The 18,166-nt window shown below is 58.0% G+C and carries 17 protein-coding genes; 10 read left to right on the top strand and 7 right to left on the bottom strand.

The annotated features are described in order from the left end of the window. The first annotated feature begins 140 nt into the window (after positions 1–140). From NW840_RS09235 to NW840_RS09245, 3 genes are all read left to right on the top strand, one after another. Positions 141–947, top strand: coding sequence for a PPC domain-containing protein (locus NW840_RS09235; protein ID WP_414329052.1), 807 nt, complete (start codon positions 141–143; stop codon positions 945–947). A gap of 329 nt (positions 948–1,276) precedes the next feature. After that, the gene (locus NW840_RS09240) at positions 1,277–1,483 is read left to right on the top strand and encodes a hypothetical protein (protein ID WP_238376795.1); all 207 of its coding nucleotides are present in this window, start codon (positions 1,277–1,279) and stop codon (positions 1,481–1,483) included. 27 nt (positions 1,484–1,510) lie between these two features. After that, complete coding sequence (locus tag NW840_RS09245) at positions 1,511–1,828, top strand: TMEM14 family protein (protein ID WP_011434105.1); 318 nt, start codon at positions 1,511–1,513, stop codon at positions 1,826–1,828. Here NW840_RS09245 and hypA read toward each other — a convergent pair. From hypA to argJ, 3 genes are read right to left on the bottom strand one after another with little or no spacing between them, the layout of a single operon-like run. Then, positions 1,825–2,223, bottom strand: coding sequence for a hydrogenase maturation nickel metallochaperone HypA (gene hypA, locus NW840_RS09250; RefSeq protein WP_011434106.1), 399 nt, complete (start codon positions 2,221–2,223; stop codon positions 1,825–1,827). The genes NW840_RS09245 and hypA overlap by 4 nt on opposite strands. Before the next feature lie 3 nt (positions 2,224–2,226). Beyond that, on the bottom strand, positions 2,227–3,405 hold the full coding sequence (gene speB, locus NW840_RS09255; RefSeq protein ID WP_414329053.1) for an agmatinase: 1,179 nt from the start codon (positions 3,403–3,405) through the stop codon (positions 2,227–2,229). A gap of 15 nt (positions 3,406–3,420) precedes the next feature. Beyond that, a complete protein-coding gene (gene argJ, locus NW840_RS09260) occupies positions 3,421–4,638 on the bottom strand; it encodes a bifunctional glutamate N-acetyltransferase/amino-acid acetyltransferase ArgJ (protein ID WP_414343841.1) in 1,218 nt (405 codons plus the stop codon). Positions 4,639–4,834: 196 nt separating this feature from the next. On the opposite strand from argJ, the gene NW840_RS09265 reads away from it, so the two are divergent. Both NW840_RS09265 and NW840_RS09270 read left to right on the top strand, forming a co-directional pair. Then, positions 4,835–5,656 (top strand): ABC transporter ATP-binding protein, encoded by an 822-nt coding sequence (locus tag NW840_RS09265; protein WP_414343817.1) that lies wholly within the window; start codon positions 4,835–4,837, stop codon positions 5,654–5,656. 47 nt (positions 5,657–5,703) lie between these two features. Then, entirely contained in the window at positions 5,704–6,720 is a 1,017-nt protein-coding gene (locus NW840_RS09270; RefSeq protein ID WP_414343819.1) for an ABC transporter permease, read from the top strand. Positions 6,721–6,978: 258 nt separating this feature from the next. Here the strand turns inward: NW840_RS09270 and NW840_RS09275 are convergent, their stop codons facing one another. Together NW840_RS09275 and NW840_RS09280 are read right to left on the bottom strand one after the other, a co-directional pair. After that, positions 6,979–7,968: a phosphate ABC transporter substrate-binding protein gene (locus NW840_RS09275; RefSeq protein WP_414343821.1), complete on the bottom strand. Its 990-nt coding sequence runs from the start codon at positions 7,966–7,968 to the stop codon at positions 6,979–6,981. A 103-nt stretch (positions 7,969–8,071) separates the two neighbouring features. Then, on the bottom strand, positions 8,072–10,132 hold the full coding sequence (locus NW840_RS09280) for a ribonuclease catalytic domain-containing protein (RefSeq protein WP_414343823.1): 2,061 nt from the start codon (positions 10,130–10,132) through the stop codon (positions 8,072–8,074). Between the two features lie 514 nt (positions 10,133–10,646). Between NW840_RS09280 and NW840_RS09285 the strand changes: the two genes are divergently transcribed. Next, positions 10,647–11,285 carry a response regulator transcription factor gene (locus NW840_RS09285; RefSeq protein ID WP_011434112.1) on the top strand — a complete coding sequence of 213 codons (639 nt, stop codon included), beginning with the start codon at positions 10,647–10,649 and terminating at the stop codon, positions 11,283–11,285. A gap of 584 nt (positions 11,286–11,869) precedes the next feature. Here the strand turns inward: NW840_RS09285 and NW840_RS09290 are convergent. Further along, complete coding sequence (locus tag NW840_RS09290) at positions 11,870–12,751, bottom strand: LysR family transcriptional regulator (RefSeq protein WP_414343826.1); 882 nt, start codon at positions 12,749–12,751, stop codon at positions 11,870–11,872. Positions 12,752–12,925: 174 nt separating this feature from the next. Here NW840_RS09290 and NW840_RS09295 point away from each other — a divergent pair, with 174 nt between their 5' ends. From NW840_RS09295 to rpaB, 4 genes are all read left to right on the top strand, one after another. Next, on the top strand, positions 12,926–13,390 hold the full coding sequence (locus NW840_RS09295; protein ID WP_414343843.1) for a redox protein: 465 nt from the start codon (positions 12,926–12,928) through the stop codon (positions 13,388–13,390). 205 nt (positions 13,391–13,595) lie between these two features. Beyond that, positions 13,596–14,291 carry a deoxyribose-phosphate aldolase gene (gene deoC, locus NW840_RS09300; RefSeq protein WP_011434117.1) on the top strand — a complete coding sequence of 232 codons (696 nt, stop codon included), beginning with the start codon at positions 13,596–13,598 and terminating at the stop codon, positions 14,289–14,291. Beyond that, positions 14,288–15,145: a DNA repair protein RecO gene (gene recO, locus NW840_RS09305; protein ID WP_414343828.1), complete on the top strand. Its 858-nt coding sequence runs from the start codon at positions 14,288–14,290 to the stop codon at positions 15,143–15,145. The genes deoC and recO overlap by 4 nt, the downstream gene beginning before the upstream one ends. Positions 15,146–15,607: 462 nt before the next feature. Next, entirely contained in the window at positions 15,608–16,348 is a 741-nt protein-coding gene (rpaB, locus tag NW840_RS09310; RefSeq protein ID WP_011434119.1) for a response regulator transcription factor RpaB, read from the top strand. Here the strand turns inward: rpaB and NW840_RS09315 are convergent. Continuing rightward, the gene (locus tag NW840_RS09315) at positions 16,321–18,141 is read right to left on the bottom strand and encodes a tetratricopeptide repeat protein (RefSeq protein WP_414343830.1); all 1,821 of its coding nucleotides are present in this window, start codon (positions 18,139–18,141) and stop codon (positions 16,321–16,323) included. The genes rpaB and NW840_RS09315 overlap by 28 nt on opposite strands. Between the last annotated feature and the right edge of the window lie 25 nt (positions 18,142–18,166).

Here is an 18,166-nt window from a genome sequence, read left to right on the forward strand (position 1 = left end):
TGTGACTTCCGCATTCCTCCCGGCACTGACCCTACGGGTACAGTGCGGGGCTCCTGCGATTTCTAGCTGACCAACTTTTCGCTCAATCAATCAGGGGGTAGGATCAGTCTACAGTTGCCATTCTTTAGGGATCCCTTCCGATGTTGAGCTGGTATCGTTCTTGCGCATCTCCTCGCCGTTGGGGATCCCGTTTGACTCTGGCTCTGGTGGCATTGGGGTTGGCCGGCGGCTGTCGGCTGCTGGATCGGGTGGGAGAGAGAGGCTTGCCGGTGGGATCTGCGCTGACCCGTTCTGCTCTGTGGAGAGGCAGCCAAACCGTGACGGGAGCGCTGGAGGTGGGAGATCAAGTCAGCCGCCAGTACGGCAGCTTTTGGGATGGGATCCCCGTCACCGCTGAGCCGGGACAGATTTTGATTGCGGCCCTAGAGAGCGAAGATTTTGATGCTTATCTGGAGCTGGTGGACGGCCAAGGGCGGGTGATTGGCTTTGACGATGACTCTGGCCTGGATGTGAATGCCCTGTTGGCAGTACGTCTGCCGGAGGGAGGCACCTATACCCTGCGGGCCACCAGCTTTGAGCCGGAATCCACCGGCAACTACCGGCTCACCTATATCCTCACCCAGGTAGATTGGCAGGAAAGCCTATCGGGCCGTCTGCAGGAGGGATCCCTTCAGCATCCCGAGGATGGCAGTTGGATGGACGAATATCCCATTGCCGCCCGCGCCGGCCAGATCCTGATCGCTTCCATGACCAGCTCCGATTTCGATGCCTTTTTGCAGCTGCTGGATCCCAGTGGAGAAGTCAGGGCTTGGGATGATGACCAAGGGGGTGGAACCGATGCTCTGATGATTGCCTTTCTGCCCCGCACCGGCACTTATACCCTGCGGGCCAACACCCATAAGCCACGAGAAGAAGGAGCCTATAGGTTACAGTACGCCTTGCGCTAGCCCCTGCTCGCCCAGATTCCCTGTCTTACAGCTTGGATAAGGGGGCTTGTGAACCTTCTGATGCTGATGTCGAGATTTTGACAGGAATCATCGTTTTTTAACGCCTAATGTTGATATATGTCAGGAGTTGCCAGTTTACCTTCCTAAGATCCTCACAAAGCCAGAAGGGGCACTGCTTGCTGAGCTTTGTGGGAAAGCATAACATCTTATCCTAAGTTGTGACGGAGCTGAAATATTGTCCTCGGGGATGAGGTCTTTTTTCTAGAATCGAATCGATGGCCTAGACCATTCTTTTGCAGTTCAGCCCCTATCTCCACAAAATGGATGCCATGACTCCTGAAATGGTACGCCAGTTTTGGTCTTTGGTCAGCGAGATTGGCAGGCCAGATTGGCTCACAAAGCGTGACGATGACTTGGTGAACCTGCTTCTGAGCGCCTGTCAGAAAAAACACGCCCTCAGCAGTGTCGATGCCTCAATTCTCAATCGCTACATCAGCATTCGCTTGCCCTTGATTCGCGATATCCTCGTGGATTAAACCTAGAGAGGACAAGGTTTTCCCATCATGCTGGCCGCACAAATCACCTTGCTGGTCTACGGGGCACTGCTTTTGGTGGGCGGAGCAATCGGCTATAGCAAAGGCAAAAGCTCCAAGTCTCTCATCGGGGGGCTGGTTGGGGCCGCCCTCAGCGGAGTCAGCTATGGGCTGCTGGGGGTGGATCCCCGCTGGGGGCTGGGCTTGGGCCTGGGGACGACAGTGCTGGGATCTATCGTATTCGCCCTGCGCTACCGCAAAACCCGAACGTTAATGCCTGCCGGCTTGATGTTCATCCTCAGCTTGGGAGCAGCTGTCCTTCTGGGACTTAGCTTTGGAGCGGCCTAGGCGACTTCTGGTTGCGCCGGTGGGGTGAAGTTTGTTGAACATTCGATGTAGTCAATTTCGATGTAGTCAATTTTCAGCTCTCGGCCCGAGCGAATCTCTTCCATCGGGGATCCACAGTTGGGGCAAGCATAGCGCCGGCCTATTTCTGGCTTGTATTCTTGGCCGCAGGGATGGCAATAGGCAATGAGCGGCGTTTCCCGGATGACCAACTGGGATCCCTGTAGGAAAGTACCCTGGGTTTGTGCGGCATAGGCAAAGGTTAGGCTGGCCGGCTCTACACAGGTAAACTGTCCTACCACCAGGTGCACCCGAGCGATCTGAGGCTGTCCCGGCTGACTTTGCCACCAGTCACGTAGTGTTTGGATCAAGGCGCGGGTCATGTCGGTCTCGTGCATCTCTTACCTCCAGTCGCCGGCCATTTCTGGCGTCGCCTCCGGGTGGATGTAGGCGGGCTTCTCTCGGCGCGGCAGTTGCCCAGATACCACCAAATGGGCCAGCGTATCGCAAATGACTCGGGTGGCCATCAGGGCTGTGATATCGCTAATGTCGTAGGGGGGAGAGACTTCCACCACCTCCAGGCCACAGATCGGTGCTTCCCGCACAATGCGCTTGAGCAAGTAGAGCGCTTCCCGCGGCAGCAGCCCACCCGGCTCTGGCCAGCCTGTACCGGGTACAAAGCCGGCATCGATGCAGTCGATATCGAAGCTGATGTACACACAATCGGTGCCGTCTAGGGCTTTTTCGAGGGCGAAATCGGCGGCTGCATCCAAGCCCATTTCGGTGATGTCGGTAACGGTGAGGATGTGGGTGGCCCGCTCCCGGCACACTTTCACCCCTTGCCGTGGCACTTGCCAGCCGCCAATGCCCAGTTGCACCAGGTTGTGGGCCGGTGCGTTGCGGATGTTGGTGGCATGAAACCAAGGACAGGTGTGCATGCGCTCATCCAAGTCGGTTTCTTGGGTGTCCACATGGCGGTCGAAGTGGATGATGCCCATCTTCTTGTCCCCCAAGTGGCGACAGATCCCCCGCACCGTGGGAAAGCCAATCGAATGATCCCCGCCCAGGATGACGGGAAAGGCGCCAGACCCGAAAATGTGAGCTACCCCTTTGGAGATTTGGTCGAAGGATTTTTCGTTGTTGGCCGGGATCGTAAAAATATCGCCGACATCGCAGAGGGTGATCTGCTCTCGCAGATCGACGCCAAACTCAAAGTTGTAGGGGGTGTACAGAGCGGAAATGCGCCGGATCCCCTGTGGGCCAAAGCGAGTGCCGGGCCGATAGGTGGTGCCGGAATCGTGGGGTACACCCACCACTGCCACATCGTACTCCCCAACTTTGCGCACATCCTCCAGGTAGGGAGCCTTGAGGAAGGTGTTGATGCCGGCATAATGGGGCAATTCGCCACGGGAAAAGGTGGGGATGGAGCGATCGCCGATGCTGGCTGCTGCCTCGAGGCCAAACTCTAAGCCTCGACTCACCTCTTGCTGCCAACCGGATAGGGAAAGCCTCGCTTCTTTGGCCAAAGCCGCTTGGGCTTCGGTGGAAAAGCCGTTATTTGCGTTCGATTCGGTGGTCATGGCTGGGATCCCCCATTAGGTGGTGTATTCGGCGTTGATGCGCACGTAATCGTAGCTGAGATCGCAGCCCCAGGCCACGCCCTGGCCGGATCCCTGATGGAGATCCACGGTAAAGGTCACCGGATCCCCTTTCAAGTACTCAGAGGCTGCCTTGCGATCGAAAGCCAGGGGCATTCCCGCCTGCATGAGCAGAAAATCCCCCAGACGGATATCCAACCGGCGGCTGTCGAAGGGGATCCCGGCCCGTCCGGCGGCGGCTGCCACCCGTCCCCAGTTGGGATCGTTGCCAAAAGCTGCCGCCTTCACCAAGGGAGAGCTGGCGATCACACGGGCCATGTGTCGGGCTGCCGCATCATCCACAGCCCCACACACCCGAATTTCCAGCAGCTTGGTAGCTCCTTCCCCATCGCGGGCAATGGCCTTGGCCAGATGAATGCAAACTTGGTTGACCATCTCCGCTAAGGTCTGGGCAGCTTCTGTGCCGGCTTGCAGGGGTGGGATCCCACTTTGGCCGTTGGCCAGGGCCAAGAGCATGTCGTTGGTGCTGGTATCCCCATCCACCGTGATTTGGTTAAAGCTGAGGTCGGCAGCTTGCTTGAGGATCTGCTGCCACAGGCGGGGATCCACAGCCGCGTCACAGGTTAAAAAAGCCAGCATCGTGGCCAAGTTGGGGTGGATCATGCCGGATCCCTTGGCAATGCCCCCGACCCTGACGGTGTACCCGTCGATCTCAGCTTGCAGGGCAACGCTTTTGGTCACCAAGTCGGTGGTGATGATGGCGCGGGCGGCGCTCTCCCCCCCCTCTGGAGAGAGGCTGTCGATAAGGCCAGGCAGGGCTGCTTGGATTTTCGGCATTTCCAGTTGTCGCCCGATGACCCCTGTGGAGGCCGTGAGCACCTGATGGGCCGGGATCCCCAACCGTTCTGCCACCCAGAGGGCCAGTTGGGCGTTGTTGCGCTCTCCTTCTTCTCCGGTACAGGCGTTGGCTTGCCCAGCATTGCAGAGGATGGCCCGCACCGGCTGCTGTTGGGCGAGGATCCCTTGGTTGTAGGTAACACAGGCTGCTTTGACCTGATTGGTGGTAAAAACGCCTGCCCCAACCGCATCGCACTCGGAAACGATCAAAGCCAGATCCGCAGCTCCTGAGGGCTTGAGGCCAGCGGCCACTCCAGCGGCTCGAAATCCTCGCGGGGCTGTAACAGCACCTGCAACCGGTTTAAATGGGGATCCCATGTGTTCCTTGGCCAGAGGGTGGTCGGCAACATCATACCGACTTGCTGCTCCGATTTGGGTCATCGCAAGCTTTCCGTGAGAAACTCTCTGGAAACCGGTTCTGAGGGAAAGAGTTGTAGTTACGCCTACCAAGCAGAGGCGGCAGAGAGGGTTATTTTGAAAGTGTGTGCTTCCTCTGCTCCGGGAATTGCCAGCCATGCCTGCCCCTGTCATCACCCTCAACCATGTCAGCAAGGTCTATTCCAATGGCACGGTGGCTTTGCAGGACATGAATATGACCATCCAAGAAGGGCAGTTCGTTAGCTTGGTGGGGCCATCCGGCTGTGGGAAAAGCACGGTGCTGCGGTTGGTGGCGGGTCTGGGGCATCTGACCACAGGCTCTATCGAATGGGGGCAAAATCTTGAGAAGGATGCTCCCCAAGGGGAACCCAAGTTGGCCTTTGTGTTTCAGGAACCGGCCCTTATGCCTTGGGCGACGGTGATGGACAATGTGCGTCTGCCCTTGAAGCTGGCAGGTGAGCCCAAGCCAAAAGCCGATCGAGATGTCTTGGAAGCTCTGCAACTGGTGGGCCTGCGGGGGTTTGAGCGCAGTTTTCCCCGCGAGCTATCGGGCGGCATGCGCATGCGGGTTTCCATTGCTCGCGCCCTGGTAACCAAGCCGCAGGTGTTGCTGATGGATGAACCCTTCGGAGCTCTGGATGAAATCACCCGCAGCAAGTTGAACAGCGACCTGTTGGAGCTGTGGCAAGAAAAGCGCTGGACGGTGCTCTTCGTTACCCACAACATTTACGAGGCCGTCTACCTGTCCAACCGCGTGGTGGTGATGGCGGCTCGCCCAGGGCGGGTGATAGCCGATATTCCCATCGATGCGCCCTATCCCCGCTCGGAAGACTTTCGCACCTCTTCCCTTTACAACAACTACTGCCGTGAAGTGTCGGCCCGTCTGCACGAGGCCATGCACGGCTCAGCTCAGGATCCCCCCTATTTGCGCCCCCTCTCTGCTGGACGTTTGCGCTGATGGGATCCCTGGCTTAGCGGTGTTCTCTCTGTTGCGTAAGTCCCTTGATGCCCCAACCTCACGATATGTTCGACCTGTTTGTCCAGCTTCTCGAGCCATGGCGCCGTTGGCTGGGATCCCTTGTTGGCTTGGGGGAGAGCTGGCCTCTCCATTGGCCAGATTGGTCTCTGCCCAAGCTGACCGGCGCGGTTGAAGAAAAGCTCAGACCCCAACCCACGGATGAGGCAGACATACCGAGTGCCGGCTCAGGGGTGCCCGCGAAGGGGTTGAATCTGGGCCGTTGGTTCAACCTGGAAGTGATTGCCCCCCTTATCGTCGGGATCCTCTTCTTGGTGGGCTGGGAAGTGGCGGTGCGGGTAACGGGAGTGCCCCACTACCTCTTGCCGGGGCCGATTTTGGTGGTGCAAACCCTCATCCGCGACTGGGGAACGCTTTTTCCTTCCCTGTTGATCACTGTGCAAATTACGGTGGTGGCCTTTTTGGCTGCCACAGTGTCGGGGCTTTTGGTCGCGATTGTGTTCACCCAGAGCAAATGGATCGAGCGCAGCTTTTTCCCCTATGCGGTGATTTTACAGACGATGCCCATTGTCTCCATCGCCCCACTGATCATCATTTGGCTGCGCAACAACACCTTTGCCGCGATGGTGGTGTGCGCCTGGATTGTGGCTTTTTTCCCGATTCTTTCCAACACCACTCTGGGGCTGAACAGCGTCGATCACAACCTGCTCAACCTGTTCCAACTGTACAAGGCCAACCGCTGGCAAACGTTGATCTACTTGCGGCTACCCAGTGCCATGCCCTATTTCATGGGGGGCCTGCGCATCAGCGGTGGCCTTTCTTTGATTGGGGCGGTGGTGGCGGAGTTTGTTGCCGGTACCGGTGGGCAACGGGCCGGGATCGCCTACCAGATCTTGATCTCCAGCTTCAACCTGCAGGTGCCCCGCATGTTTGCGGCCTTGATTTTGGTCACCGGCTTGGGGATCCTGATCTTCATTTCCTTGAGTGCTCTATCCGACCGGGTGTTGGGCAAGTGGCATGAGAGCGCTGTGCGCCGAGAGAACTGAAAAATTGAACTTTGGTGAAAATTAGGGCCCCCTCTCTAACATCTAGGGTCATTTGGATTCAAACTAGGACGCTGCACCCACCCCTAAAACGTTGAACGCACGCGGCCAAAGGCTTTTCTCAATAGCTCAGGCGCCTCACTCTAACCTGAAACGACTAAGTGCCTTGAATAGGAGCAGGTGGAAGGCGTCTTCTGGAAAAGCCCAGAGATATCGCTGCGCTTGCTGTCGGCGGCTATCTCAGATGCTATTTTTGGGTTGCTATCGGAGGGGGATGAACTCGGTGCGGCCAATGATTTGCTGGCCTTGATCCGAGAGCGCGTAGTTGATGAAATCGGCCACCACAGGGCTAGTCCTCTGAGGTGCCACCAAAAACACATTCCGCGCCAAGGGGTAGCTGCCCCTCTGGATGGCCTCACGGGTGGGCATCTGGCCGTCGATGGGCACAATCCGCACCGTTTGCTGGTTTTGCACCTGATCGACAGTGCTGTAGGTGATGCCATCTTCTCCCAAAGCCCGCAGCAGCGGGGTGGTGACATCTTCTGTGGCGGTGGTGAAGTAGGGAGGGTTATCGGGAGCGAAGGGCAGCCCCAACAACACGAGTTCTTGGAAAACGCTGTAGGTGCCGCTCTGGGGGGCGCGATTGAGGACCCGAATCCGCCGATCCGGGCCGCCCACCTGGCTCCAATTGGTGATCCGACCCTGGAAGATATCGGCCAATTGCTGCAGCGTCAGTCCTCCTTTGTAGGGGTTGTTCACCCCCACCGCCACCGCCAGGGCATCTTTGGCCACCGGGATCGCCTGTAGACCCGCCTGCACTTCGCTGGCATTGAGGGGGCGGGAGCTAGCGGCCATCTGGATGCGACCTTCCATCAGGGCCTTCAGGCCGGCATTGGATCCATTGGGCTTGCCATCCGGGATCCCATAGGTGAGGGGAATGCCGGGGTTGCGCTGGGTGTAGCCTCCCTTCAGGGCCAAGACGATCCGGATCATCGTGACGCTGCCATCCACCTGGAGCACTGCTGGGTTGGGCAGAGAAGTATCCAGATTAACGGCGTTGGCAGGCGGGTTGGGCGCTGTTGGGGCTTGGGGCCGGGTAGCTGGAATCTGGCTGGGGATAGGAGGTGTGTTCTCTCTATTCAGGAATGAGTCCAACAGGCCGGAACGATAGGCATACCAGCCGCCGCCTCCCAGTATCGCGAACAAAAGAATGTAGACGATTGGAGGTGGGCCGGAAGGTCGTGCAGTCATGGGATCCCCCCTAAAGAAAATTCACGATCCAGACTTTTGAGACTTCCCCCTCTGTTGTATCAGCTATCCGCGCAGATTGGGTGAGCAGCAGGTTAAGGTGCATCTATCCGCACATGGCCGCCTCTCGTCCCACCTCGCGCAGCTCAATTACGTCCGCACGGGGATCCGCCTGCACAACTTCCAACTCGATCCAAGCCCCCAGAGGAATCTGGCGTTCTAGGCGCACCGGCACCCGAAAGGCAATCTCATCCAGCATGGCCAACACCAAGTTTTCCTGCTCGCGCAGGTAGCCCAAGACCAGAGCCCGCCAAATTTGCCCCGGTCGCAGGCGCAGGTATTCGATGCTCCAGTAGCGCTTGGATTTCCGCTCCACCTGGTTGGCCTCAGCGGTGCCCGGCTCAATCCCCACCAGCAACTGCTGCACATCCGCCTCCGTCAACGGCAAGGGATCCCCACGCAGGAAAGCCTTGATCTGGTAATGGGCCACCAAATCCAGGTAGCGCCGAATCGGGGAGGTAACCTGACAGTAGGCATCGAGACCCAGCCCTGTATGTCGCCCCGGCTGGGTGGCTACTTCCGCCCGCGATAGACACCGCATGATGGCAAAAGACCGAACCGGCCCCTGAGGGTACCTATCCAGCACTTCGGGTGGGGGTAAGTCGGGAGCCGGCTGCAGACGATAGGGCACCGGGATCCCATTTTGGCTGGCGAAGCGAGCCGCCACCTCGCCGGTGAGCACCATCATTTCCGCCACCATCTGCCGCGCAGGAGTATCCTCGATTACCCGGAGGTGGGGGATCTCGTCGATGACCTTGATATCTTGCTCGGGCAAGCCAATTTGGATTGCCCCTTGAGCCATCCGCCAGGCATAACGCCACTGGGCTGCCCGGGCAATGGCTGTCAGTTGAGCCTCTGCCCCCAACTCCAACATTTCATCGGCATCTTCGTAGGTGAGGCGGTAGGTCACTTTGATCTGGCTGAGGCAAATCTTGGAATCGCGGATCTGGCCGTCGGATCCCAGTAGAATGCCAAAGCTAAGGGCAGGCCGCACCTCTCCCTGCACCAAGCTCATCGGGCCGGTGGACAACTCCGGCGGGAACATCGGGATCACCCGCTCCGGCAAATAGACGCTGGTGCCACGCTTGCGGGCTTCCAAATCGAGGGGATCCCCCCACTGCACCCAACAACTGGGATCAGCGATGTGGATCCAGAGCTTCACCGCGTCATCCGACCAGAACTCGACGCTGAGGGCATCGTCAATGTCGCGGGTGCTGGCATCATCGATGGTGTAGGTGTGGAGGTGGGTGAGATCCTGCCGCAGGTGGGGATCCCAGAAAGAGGGAGGCTGGCTGAGCAGGGCTTGGGTGTATCGCTCCACCGCCTTCGGGAACTGGGTTGGGATCCCGGTGAGGCGCAGGGCCAGGTTCTCGTGGCGGCTCCACAGCCCCAGAGCCACCAAAGCCTCAAAGGCCCCCTGCGGAGTGTCAGGAAACCCCATCAGCTCCAGCAGTTGCGAGGCCCGTTCCCGATCCGACGGGTTGAGATTGGAAGAGAGATCCTCGTGGCTGCGAATGGCTGCTGCTGCTCCCTGCAGGGCCAGGCGCTCCAGCACCTCCAGGCGGGCCCGTTCGGCAGGAGTCCAGGGATACCCTTGACCGGGATGAGCCAGAGCCTCTCGCAGATGGGCCTCAAACTCTAGTTGTTCCTGCTGCCGTTGTTGGGCAACGGCCATTTGATGGAGGATCTCCTTCACCTGAGCCGGAGTGCGGGGTTCGTAGCTTTCCCCCTTTTGCTTGAAGTAGGTGCGATCCTCGCTCAAGAGGCGATAGGCGGCATAGGTAGAGACCGGAGAATCATCAGAAAACAACAGCCGAGCCATCTCCGCCAAGCTCAGAGACCGCCGCTCCTCCTGCACCAGTTCCCAGGCCAGCGCCAAGCTTTCGGGATCCAACTTTGCCTGCACCGCCTGCCAAAAGCCGGGGATGTCGGAAGCCGTGAAGCTGGATCCCCCGTTCAAAGCAAAGGTAATCTGGCGAGGGTGAACACTATGAACCTGCCCAGAAGGCACCCCCAGCAGTAGGTTCTTCTTACCCTCAGTGCCCTGAACCACTGCCAACACACGGTCGTTATTGTAACGAAACTCCACCAGTGTGCCCTTTTCCACCCGTTCTCCTTATGTCGGCTGTCGTCAGATTGCAGGCTCTCTTCCATTCTCCACCAGTTCTGTCCGCCTGCCTACCTGGAAACCCCAGCCAGAAGACGTACGGGCACTTGAATAGGTAGCAGATGTTAGATATATCGGTACTTAAGCATATAGGTATGTGATATATAGACACACGAGATATAAATTTTTGGGTAGATTGCGGTTATGTGTTGGGCACTGCGATTTCAGAGCAGAGGCCAGCTCTGCCAGGTTTGTGGGATAGGGTTACCAGCCAGGGCTCCTAAATTCCGTAGAGATACTGTTGCCAGCATTTCGCAAGTGAATACTTCCACTTCTTCCATGTGTGATATCCTAGAGACTAGAGGTAGGGCACAGTTACCATAGGCTGCTCCCCAATTGAGCAAGCAAAAGGGTGGTACTCAAGAGTCGTTTCCCTACAGTGAAGGTCACGGAAACAAGAGATTCCGTATTTCTTCACCTAAAACTTTTTAGCTTAGCGCTCAAAAGGTAAACCGTGGACAACCCAAAGCGACTGTTGCTCATCGATGACGATCCGAACTTAATCCTGCTGGCCAAGGACTACCTAGAGTTTCGCGGTTATGAGGTGGTGGCGGCGAGCAACGGTCTGGAGGGGTTGGAAGCGATGCGCCATTTCACACCAGACCTGATCATCTGCGATGTGATGATGCCGGAGATGGATGGCTATACCTTTGTGGAAACCATTCGCTCCAACAGTGCTACGGACTGGATACCTGTGATTTTTCTGTCGGCGCGTGGGCAGACGGCGGATCGGGTGCGCGGCCTGACCACAGGGGCAGATGTTTACATGGTCAAGCCCTTTGAGCCGGAAGAATTGGTGGCGCAGGTGGAGTCTTCTCTCAAACATACCGAGCGCCTGTTACAAGTGCAGAATGTGGGCATTCAGCCGGTCATAAAACTGGATCGGGAAATTGAACTTACGCCAACAGAAACTAAGGTGATCCAGTACGTGGCCAGGGGCCTGTCCAACCGCGAGATTGCCGAAGTTCTTGGGGTGAGCCAGCGCACCGTTGAAAGCCACGTCAGCAACATGCTGGGCAAAACCGGCCTGCACAACCGCACAGAACTGGCCCGCTGGGCGATAGAAAGTGGTCTGGGCAAAAAACCGTTGTAATTCCCGCCACCCCTTTCAACGGCTGGAGAACTCTATCTCCTCGGCGCGATTGGAGATAGGGTAGTGATCGCACTTGAAGGGCAAGGTAACTGGGGTGGGCAAGTCTTTTCAAAAATTGGCGGGGGAGGATCTGCTGGCCTTGCCCCAACGTACATTGGCCGCCGATTTTCACTGCGTTACCCAAAAACTGGGTCTAAAGCCCCGTCCTTCCAGGACAGTTTTTGCCCTGTTGTTGTCATTTTAAACAGGAATGAAACATTTCCGTTGCATTGCTTCCTAGATTGCTTTCTAGCTCCTTTCTCCCTCTGGGACAGGATCTAAAGGTGATTGTGGAAGCGGCGTGGAACGTTTGGGCAGCAGCGGGGGTGTCTCAATCTAGTTTGAAATGACTATAGACCTGCAATGATATAGACCTGCAATGAAATAAACCCATGCTGGTCAGGGAAGCCAAACTCCTCAACGCCGCTCCAGCGCCATACCAAGCCTTGGATGAGGCCCTGCCCAGTTTGTCCGCAACCAATGCTTGCGTCACTGGATGGATGAGCGTGGTGTCAACAAAGCTGCCTTGTACTCCCGATGCAATGTTAACTTGGCAACTGGGATGGGTTTCCCCGCAAGGCTTCCAGGAAGGCAAATACTGCAGGCGGATGCAGCGCAGAGGCCAGAACGGCAGCCCCGATCACCCGCTCCAGTGGGATCGGCAGCCGGCGGATCTGGATCCCTTCGGGAATGGGAATGGCGGCCAAGCGGGGCAAGATGGCAGCCCCCAGACCCTGTGCCACCATGTTCACAATGGTGGAGTCTTCCTTCACCAAGTAGGCCACCTTGAGGGTTTGGTGAGCAGCTTCCCAGTGGTTCCGCACCGCGGTGGTGCATTCGGCGTAGTTGTAGAGAATGTAGGAAAAACGGGAAAGATCCTCCCAGGTCAGGGTTTCCGGCAGGGGCCCAAAACTCAGCGGAACCAACACAATGAACTCATCGCGGGCAATCTCCCACGTCTGTAGATCCTCAGCAGCCCGCGGCAGGGGCAACAGGCCAATATCCACCTGGCCCGATCGCAACAGATGTTCGACAGTGGCCGGATCTTCCTCTGTAAGGGTGAGGGTAATCTGGGGAAATTGTTGGCGGAAGCGGGCGATCACCGGCGGCAGCAAATGGGTTGCAGCACTGCGAAAAGCGGCAACCCGCACATTTCCCCCCCGCAACCCTTTTTCCAGGTTGGCCTCATAATCCATTTGTTCCCGCAGTTGCAGCATTTTGCGAACATGGCGCAGCAGTCGCTCCCCCACCGGGGTTAGGCGCGCCCCAAAGCGACCGCGCACCAGTAGAGTCACCCCCAATTCTTCCTCTAGGCTGGCAATGGCCCGGCTCACCGCCGACTGGGAAATGTGCAATTGCAGAGCGGCATCGCTGAAATTTCCCCGCTCCACCACAGCCACCAGGGTTTGCAGTTGTGAGATGTTCATGGATCCCATCTATTCGATCTGCGCATAGATGTGATGCTATCTCAGGTTTGAACCCTCCGCCGCGCCTGACTAAACTACGACATAACTTCTCCTTCACACTGCGAAACAGCGGGAAACAGTGTGAAAACCTCTTTATCTTCCTGTCGTTGGTCAAGTGTCCCTATGTCGAGATCCATGTTTGCCCTGCTGCCATTCCATCAATTTCGAGATACTCCCGGCGTGCGTTTTTTCGACATCACGGTTGCGCGATCCAACGCCCGCGATTTGGTTTACCACGATGGGCCGGCCATCAGTCCCCCCAATAATCCTCAGGGCTATTGGCAGTTTTATATGCATCCACACCAAGAGGACAACCTACTGGCTCTATGGGGCGGACGGACGTTTTACCTGGTGAATTTTAGCTGGAGGGATCCCTTCCATATTGTGCGCCTGGAAGCGAATCGAGGCATTTTGCGAATTCCTCCCGGCACTTTTCACCGTTCCGTCTCCGATCCAGAGGGATCCATCGTATTGAACCAGGCGGTGCGCGACGAAAAAGCCATCTTGGAAAAAGAATTTCGCATCTACGACAGCAGCCGTATTCCCCGATTGCTGCAGGTGACCTCGGCACCCGCCCCTTTGCCCCGCATTTGTGCCTGAGTACAGTTAACCCATGCCCCCCCGCGAGTCAATCAGGGCTCGCAATCGGGCAGCAGCCTGTGTGAGCTGTGCCGAGGGAATGGACACTGTGGGGTCGAAGGGATGCCCTGGTGGGTTGGCTGTGGCCAGAGGCTCAGCCCTCTTTGCGGATCCCTGTAGGTGAAAACTGAAGCTAGAGTAAAGATGGGTGCTGGGGGATCGACCAATGCTCTCTCTGGAGCGCAAGGGCATAGCGGATAGCTCGCTCAATTTGGCGGAGTACATCGACCATACTCTGCTGTTGCCGATGGTTACTCCAGAACAGATTGACCAGGGGTGTGAGATTGCCTTGCGCTATGGCTTCCCCACTTTTTGTGTTCCTCCTTGCTACGTGCCGCGGGTGGTGGAGCGGCTGCATGGATCCCCGGTCAAGGTGAGCACGGTGGTGGGGTTTCCCCTGGGCACAACCACTGCAGAGGCCAAGCTTTACGAGGCCCAACTGGCGGTGGAGCAGGGGTGCCGGGAGCTGGATGTCCGCATCAACTTGGCTTGGCTCAAGGCGGGAGAGCTGGATCGCCTCCATGCCGAGATTGCCCAACTGGTGGAAGAAACGGGGGTTTGCGTCAAGGCCATTTTGGAAACGGCTCTGCTGACCGAGGAGGAGAAAAAGCTGGCCGGGGAGATTTGTATCGATGCGGGGGCGGCTTTTTTGATGACCTCCACTGGCTGGATGGGGGGGGCGACGCCGGCAGATGTGCAACTGTTGTGGCAACTCAGCCGCGGTAAAGTGGGGGTGAAAGCGTCGGGCGGCATTCGCACAGTGGCTCAAGCAGAGGCCATGATCCAGGCGGGGGCCAGCCGTATTGGCACCTCTTGGGGGCTGGAGCTGATGCAAGAGCTGAAAGCCAGAGGAACCCCATGAGTGGCCGCACCTACCGGGTTACGGGCATCAATCTCAAAGGGATCCCCCTGGGAGAGTCGGATCGGATTGTTACCATCTTGACCCGCGAGCAAGGGTTGATCCGGGCGGTGGCCAAGGGATCCCGTAAGCAGCCTTCCAAGCTGGGTGGGCGGATGGAGCCTTTTGTCATCAACGATTTGCTGATGGTGCGGGGGCGCTGGTCTGCCCAAGCAGATACCTCCCAGCGTTTACAACGCATTGTCCAAGCGGAAACCCTCCAGACTTTTCCTCGTCTCAGCCGCAGCTTAGCCCATCTCACAGCAGCGCAGTATTTGGCGGAGGTGGCCTTGCTGTTGGCCTTGCCCGATCAAGCCCAGGAAGAGCTGTTTGTGGTGTTGGTCGAACACTTGGAACGCATCGAGCGGGCTGCTTCGGAACAGGCCGTTCTGCCCTTGCTCACCCATGGGTTGTATCACCTCCTGGCGTTGGCAGGGTTTGCCCCTCAGGTACAAGCCTGCTACTTCTGTCAAGGGGGGTTGGTCGGCAGCGTTTTTTTCAGCCCCCAATGGGGTGGCTTGATCTGTGATCCCTGCCGGGTGGCCCAGCGGCCCAGCCCGATTGCCTGGGTCTCCGCTTCTGCCTTACGTGCCTTGGGATCCCTGCCCAACTCGACATTGCCTCTGCCTGAGGATTCGCTGCCTTTGGCTGCTTGGCTGGAGGCAGAACGTCTGTTGCGGCGTGTTTTGGAGCATCATACAGATCGAGAAATCCGTTCCGCCGAGCTATTGGCCAGTTGCTACGCTGTTCCCACCGCAAACGGCCAGGGATCCCCAGCTTTTCCTGAGGGACATCCCGAAAAATGGGCATCGGTCTGAAAAAGTTGTGAAGGTATGTATCAAGTCCGGCCCAATAGCCGCAAAATAGAGCATCGAGGCGGGTTGGCAGCCGATTTTGGATGATAAATTAGGTTATGGAAAGTAACTTCTTACGAAGGCCTCTCAGGTTTGAGCAATGTTTTTTGGGGAGGAGTGCCTTGCACCAGGTACTGGACAGCATCATCAGGTGGGATTGAAGTTGGAGCTTTTAACAAGATTGAATCCACTGCCGAGAGGGCCTTCTGTTTTGTGCTTGTTTCCCGGAGCTGCATCCCTGAGGTGCGGCTTTGGTTAATTGCAGATGATTGCTTGTGAGTGTTCAATTTCCTCGGTGAGTCTGCCCAACTGAGGAGCAGCCCCTGAGGTTCCTGTATCCGCCCAACTCAAGTTAGCGCCCACCTCAGTTCTTTTTCAGATTTCTCTTTTACCGAGTACCGTTAGAAGTTCAGGAGTTGCAGCACCGTGGAAGCACAGCGTAAGGAACGGATTCTGGTGGTCGATGATGAGGCCAGCATTCGACGCATTTTGGAAACCCGTCTGTCCATGATCGGATACGACGTGGTCACAGCTTCGGACGGCGAGGAGGCGCTGGAGGTTTTCCACAAGCAGGATCCCGACCTGGTGGTGCTGGATGTGATGATGCCGAAGCTGGATGGCTATGGGGTCTGCCAGGAGCTGCGCAAAGAATCCGACATCCCCATCATCATGCTGACGGCGCTGGGCGATGTGGCCGACCGTATCACGGGGCTGGAGCTGGGGGCAGACGACTATGTGGTCAAGCCCTTTTCCCCCAAGGAGCTGGAAGCTCGCATTCGGTCGGTGTTGCGCCGGGTGGCGCGGTCGGCCCACGATGGGATCCCCAGTTCTGGGGTGATTCAAGTGGGGGATATTCGCATCGATACCAACAAGCGGCAGGTCTACAAACGGGACGAGCGCATTCGCCTGACGGGGATGGAGTTTAGTCTGCTGGAGTTGTTGGTCAGTCGGTCGGGGGAGCCTTTTTCCCGCTCCGAGATTTTGCAAGAGGTGTGGGGCTATACCCCGGAGCGCCATGTGGATACGCGGGTGGTGGATGTCCACATCTCGCGGCTGCGGGCCAAGCTGGAGGATGACCCCAGCAACCCAGAGCTGATCCTGACGGCCCGAGGCACCGGCTATCTGTTTCAGCGCATCGTTCAGGGGGAGGAACAGGCACGGTCTTGAGAGGGGATCCCTCGCAACCTCTCTTCAAGAGCGGCCTGCACCCGCCTCAACACGCCAACCCAGTCTCCCGGTGTGTCTTGTCGAAACAGTCGCATTACCCCGGGGTACCAGGGGCTATCTTCTCGATGGAGCAGCCAGCGCCAATCGGCGGCAAAGGGGAGCAGCACCCATACCGGCTTGCCCATCGCCCCGGCCAAATGAGCAACGGCTGTATCAACGCTGATCACCAGATCCAACTGGGCAACGGCTGCGGCTGTATCGACAAAACTGCGGAAACGGGATCCCAGCTCCAACACTTGGTGCTGCTCCAATAGGGATCCCAGCGGCCTTAGATCTTCCCCCACCTGCAGGCTAACCCACTGGATGGAAGGCCCATGCAAGTGCTGGAGCAGCAGATCCAGAGGACAACTTTTCAGCCTTTGTACGCGGTTGAGCTCAGGATGGGCACGCCGACCGCTGGCCCACACCAGCCCCACTTTCATCCGCTCCTGGGAAAGCTCCGGCCAGTCTTCCCGCCAGGAGAGGCTCAAAGGGATCTGCGGCCCGCCGGCATGAACGGGATAGACAAGATAGGGGATGCGGGCCGGGATCGTCTCCAGGGTGGTACCCAACCGCTGTGGCAAGCTGAGCAAAGGCAGATGGCAATCAAAAGAGGGCAAGGGATCCGTTTCCGAGATCACCTGCACCTGGGGAAGGGGGAAGCACCCTCTGAACAGCTCGACAAGGGATCCCTGACAGCGGAGGCAGATTTGCGCTTGGGGATGGGCCTCGGCCAGCAGCGGCAGGTAGCGCACAAACTGAAGCGTGTCCCCCAACCCTTGTTCGGCGCAGATCAGCAGGGTCTGGCGGCCCAGAGGGGATCCCGTCCACAGAGGGGAAAGAAAGCGCGGGTAGGTCGCCCCTTGTCGCTGCAGCCGCCATTCGTATTCTCGCCACCCCTCCTCGTAGCGGCCCAGGGTCAGCAAAGCCGTGCCCAGGTTGTAGTGGATCTCCGGCCAGTGGGGGGCCAACTGCAAGCTGCGCCGATAGGCTTCAATGGCCGCTTCCAACCGGTTTTGTTCCTGCAAGATGGTGCCCAGGTTGTTGTGAGGCTGGGCGTCCCTCGGCAGCAGCAAGATGGCCCGTTGCAGACAATCGGCGGCCTCCTCCAAGCGATCTTGCAGGTGCAGGCAGTGGCCGAGGTTAACGAGAATTCGCCCCTCCTGGGGTGCAAGGGCGAGAGCTTGGCGAAACCAGCCTTCCGCTTCCTCAGCTTGGCCATCGAGCATCAGGGCATTCCCCAAAGCTGCCAAGGCATAGACCTGGGGAGGCTGGGCTGCTGCTGCCTGTTGCAACACCTCAATTGCCTGGGCCAATTTCCCCAGGGTGAGCCAACAACTGCCCAATCGGAAAAGCAATTGCCCATCACCGGGGGCAAAGGCCAGGCCCTGTTCGTAGGCTCGCGCCGCTTCCTCTGGGTTGCCAAGCTGCATCCAGGCATCGCCCAGATCCTGCCAGGCCGGCACCCAATCCCCCCGCAGGTGCAGAGCCAGTTGCAAGGGGGTCAAAGCTTGGCGGGGATCCCCCATCTGGAGATAAAGGGATCCCAGCAACGCCTGAGCGGCGAACAGATGGGGATGGGCGCGGGTAAGCTGCCGGCAGAGGTGCAGAGCAGCTTTCAGATCCCCCGCCTGTCGGTAGCGTTGAACCCACGTCAGAGCCGCCTCTGGGGATGGGATCTCGGATCCCCGCTCTGGATCCTGTGACTCAGCCGCTTGCCGGTTGTCTTTTCCTCGCCCAAAGCCCCGTGGCACGTCTTTGCCTCTTTTTTGCCTCTTT

The organism is Synechococcus sp. R5-13 (assembly GCF_047462015.1).
Lineage (GTDB): Bacteria > Cyanobacteriota > Cyanobacteriia > Thermostichales > Thermostichaceae > Thermostichus.

What these genes read in the sequence shown, in the direction of transcription:
- NW840_RS09235 (WP_414329052.1), top strand. Translation starts at nt 141, where the DNA reads ATGTTGAGCTGGTATCGTTCTTGCGCATCTCCTCGCCGTTGGGGATCC.
- NW840_RS09240 (WP_238376795.1), top strand. Translation starts at nt 1,277, where the DNA reads ATGACTCCTGAAATGGTACGCCAGTTTTGGTCTTTGGTCAGCGAGATT.
- NW840_RS09245 (WP_011434105.1), top strand. Translation starts at nt 1,511, where the DNA reads ATGCTGGCCGCACAAATCACCTTGCTGGTCTACGGGGCACTGCTTTTG.
- hypA (WP_011434106.1), bottom strand. Translation starts at nt 2,223, where the DNA reads ATGCACGAGACCGACATGACCCGCGCCTTGATCCAAACACTACGTGAC.
- speB (WP_414329053.1), bottom strand. Translation starts at nt 3,405, where the DNA reads ATGACCACCGAATCGAACGCAAATAACGGCTTTTCCACCGAAGCCCAA.
- argJ (WP_414343841.1), bottom strand. Translation starts at nt 4,638, where the DNA reads ATGGGATCCCCATTTAAACCGGTTGCAGGTGCTGTTACAGCCCCGCGA.
- NW840_RS09265 (WP_414343817.1), top strand. Translation starts at nt 4,835, where the DNA reads ATGCCTGCCCCTGTCATCACCCTCAACCATGTCAGCAAGGTCTATTCC.
- NW840_RS09270 (WP_414343819.1), top strand. Translation starts at nt 5,704, where the DNA reads ATGCCCCAACCTCACGATATGTTCGACCTGTTTGTCCAGCTTCTCGAG.
- NW840_RS09275 (WP_414343821.1), bottom strand. Translation starts at nt 7,968, where the DNA reads ATGACTGCACGACCTTCCGGCCCACCTCCAATCGTCTACATTCTTTTG.
- NW840_RS09290 (WP_414343826.1), bottom strand. Translation starts at nt 12,751, where the DNA reads ATGAACATCTCACAACTGCAAACCCTGGTGGCTGTGGTGGAGCGGGGA.
- NW840_RS09295 (WP_414343843.1), top strand. Translation starts at nt 12,926, where the DNA reads ATGTTTGCCCTGCTGCCATTCCATCAATTTCGAGATACTCCCGGCGTG.
- deoC (WP_011434117.1), top strand. Translation starts at nt 13,596, where the DNA reads ATGCTCTCTCTGGAGCGCAAGGGCATAGCGGATAGCTCGCTCAATTTG.
- recO (WP_414343828.1), top strand. Translation starts at nt 14,288, where the DNA reads ATGAGTGGCCGCACCTACCGGGTTACGGGCATCAATCTCAAAGGGATC.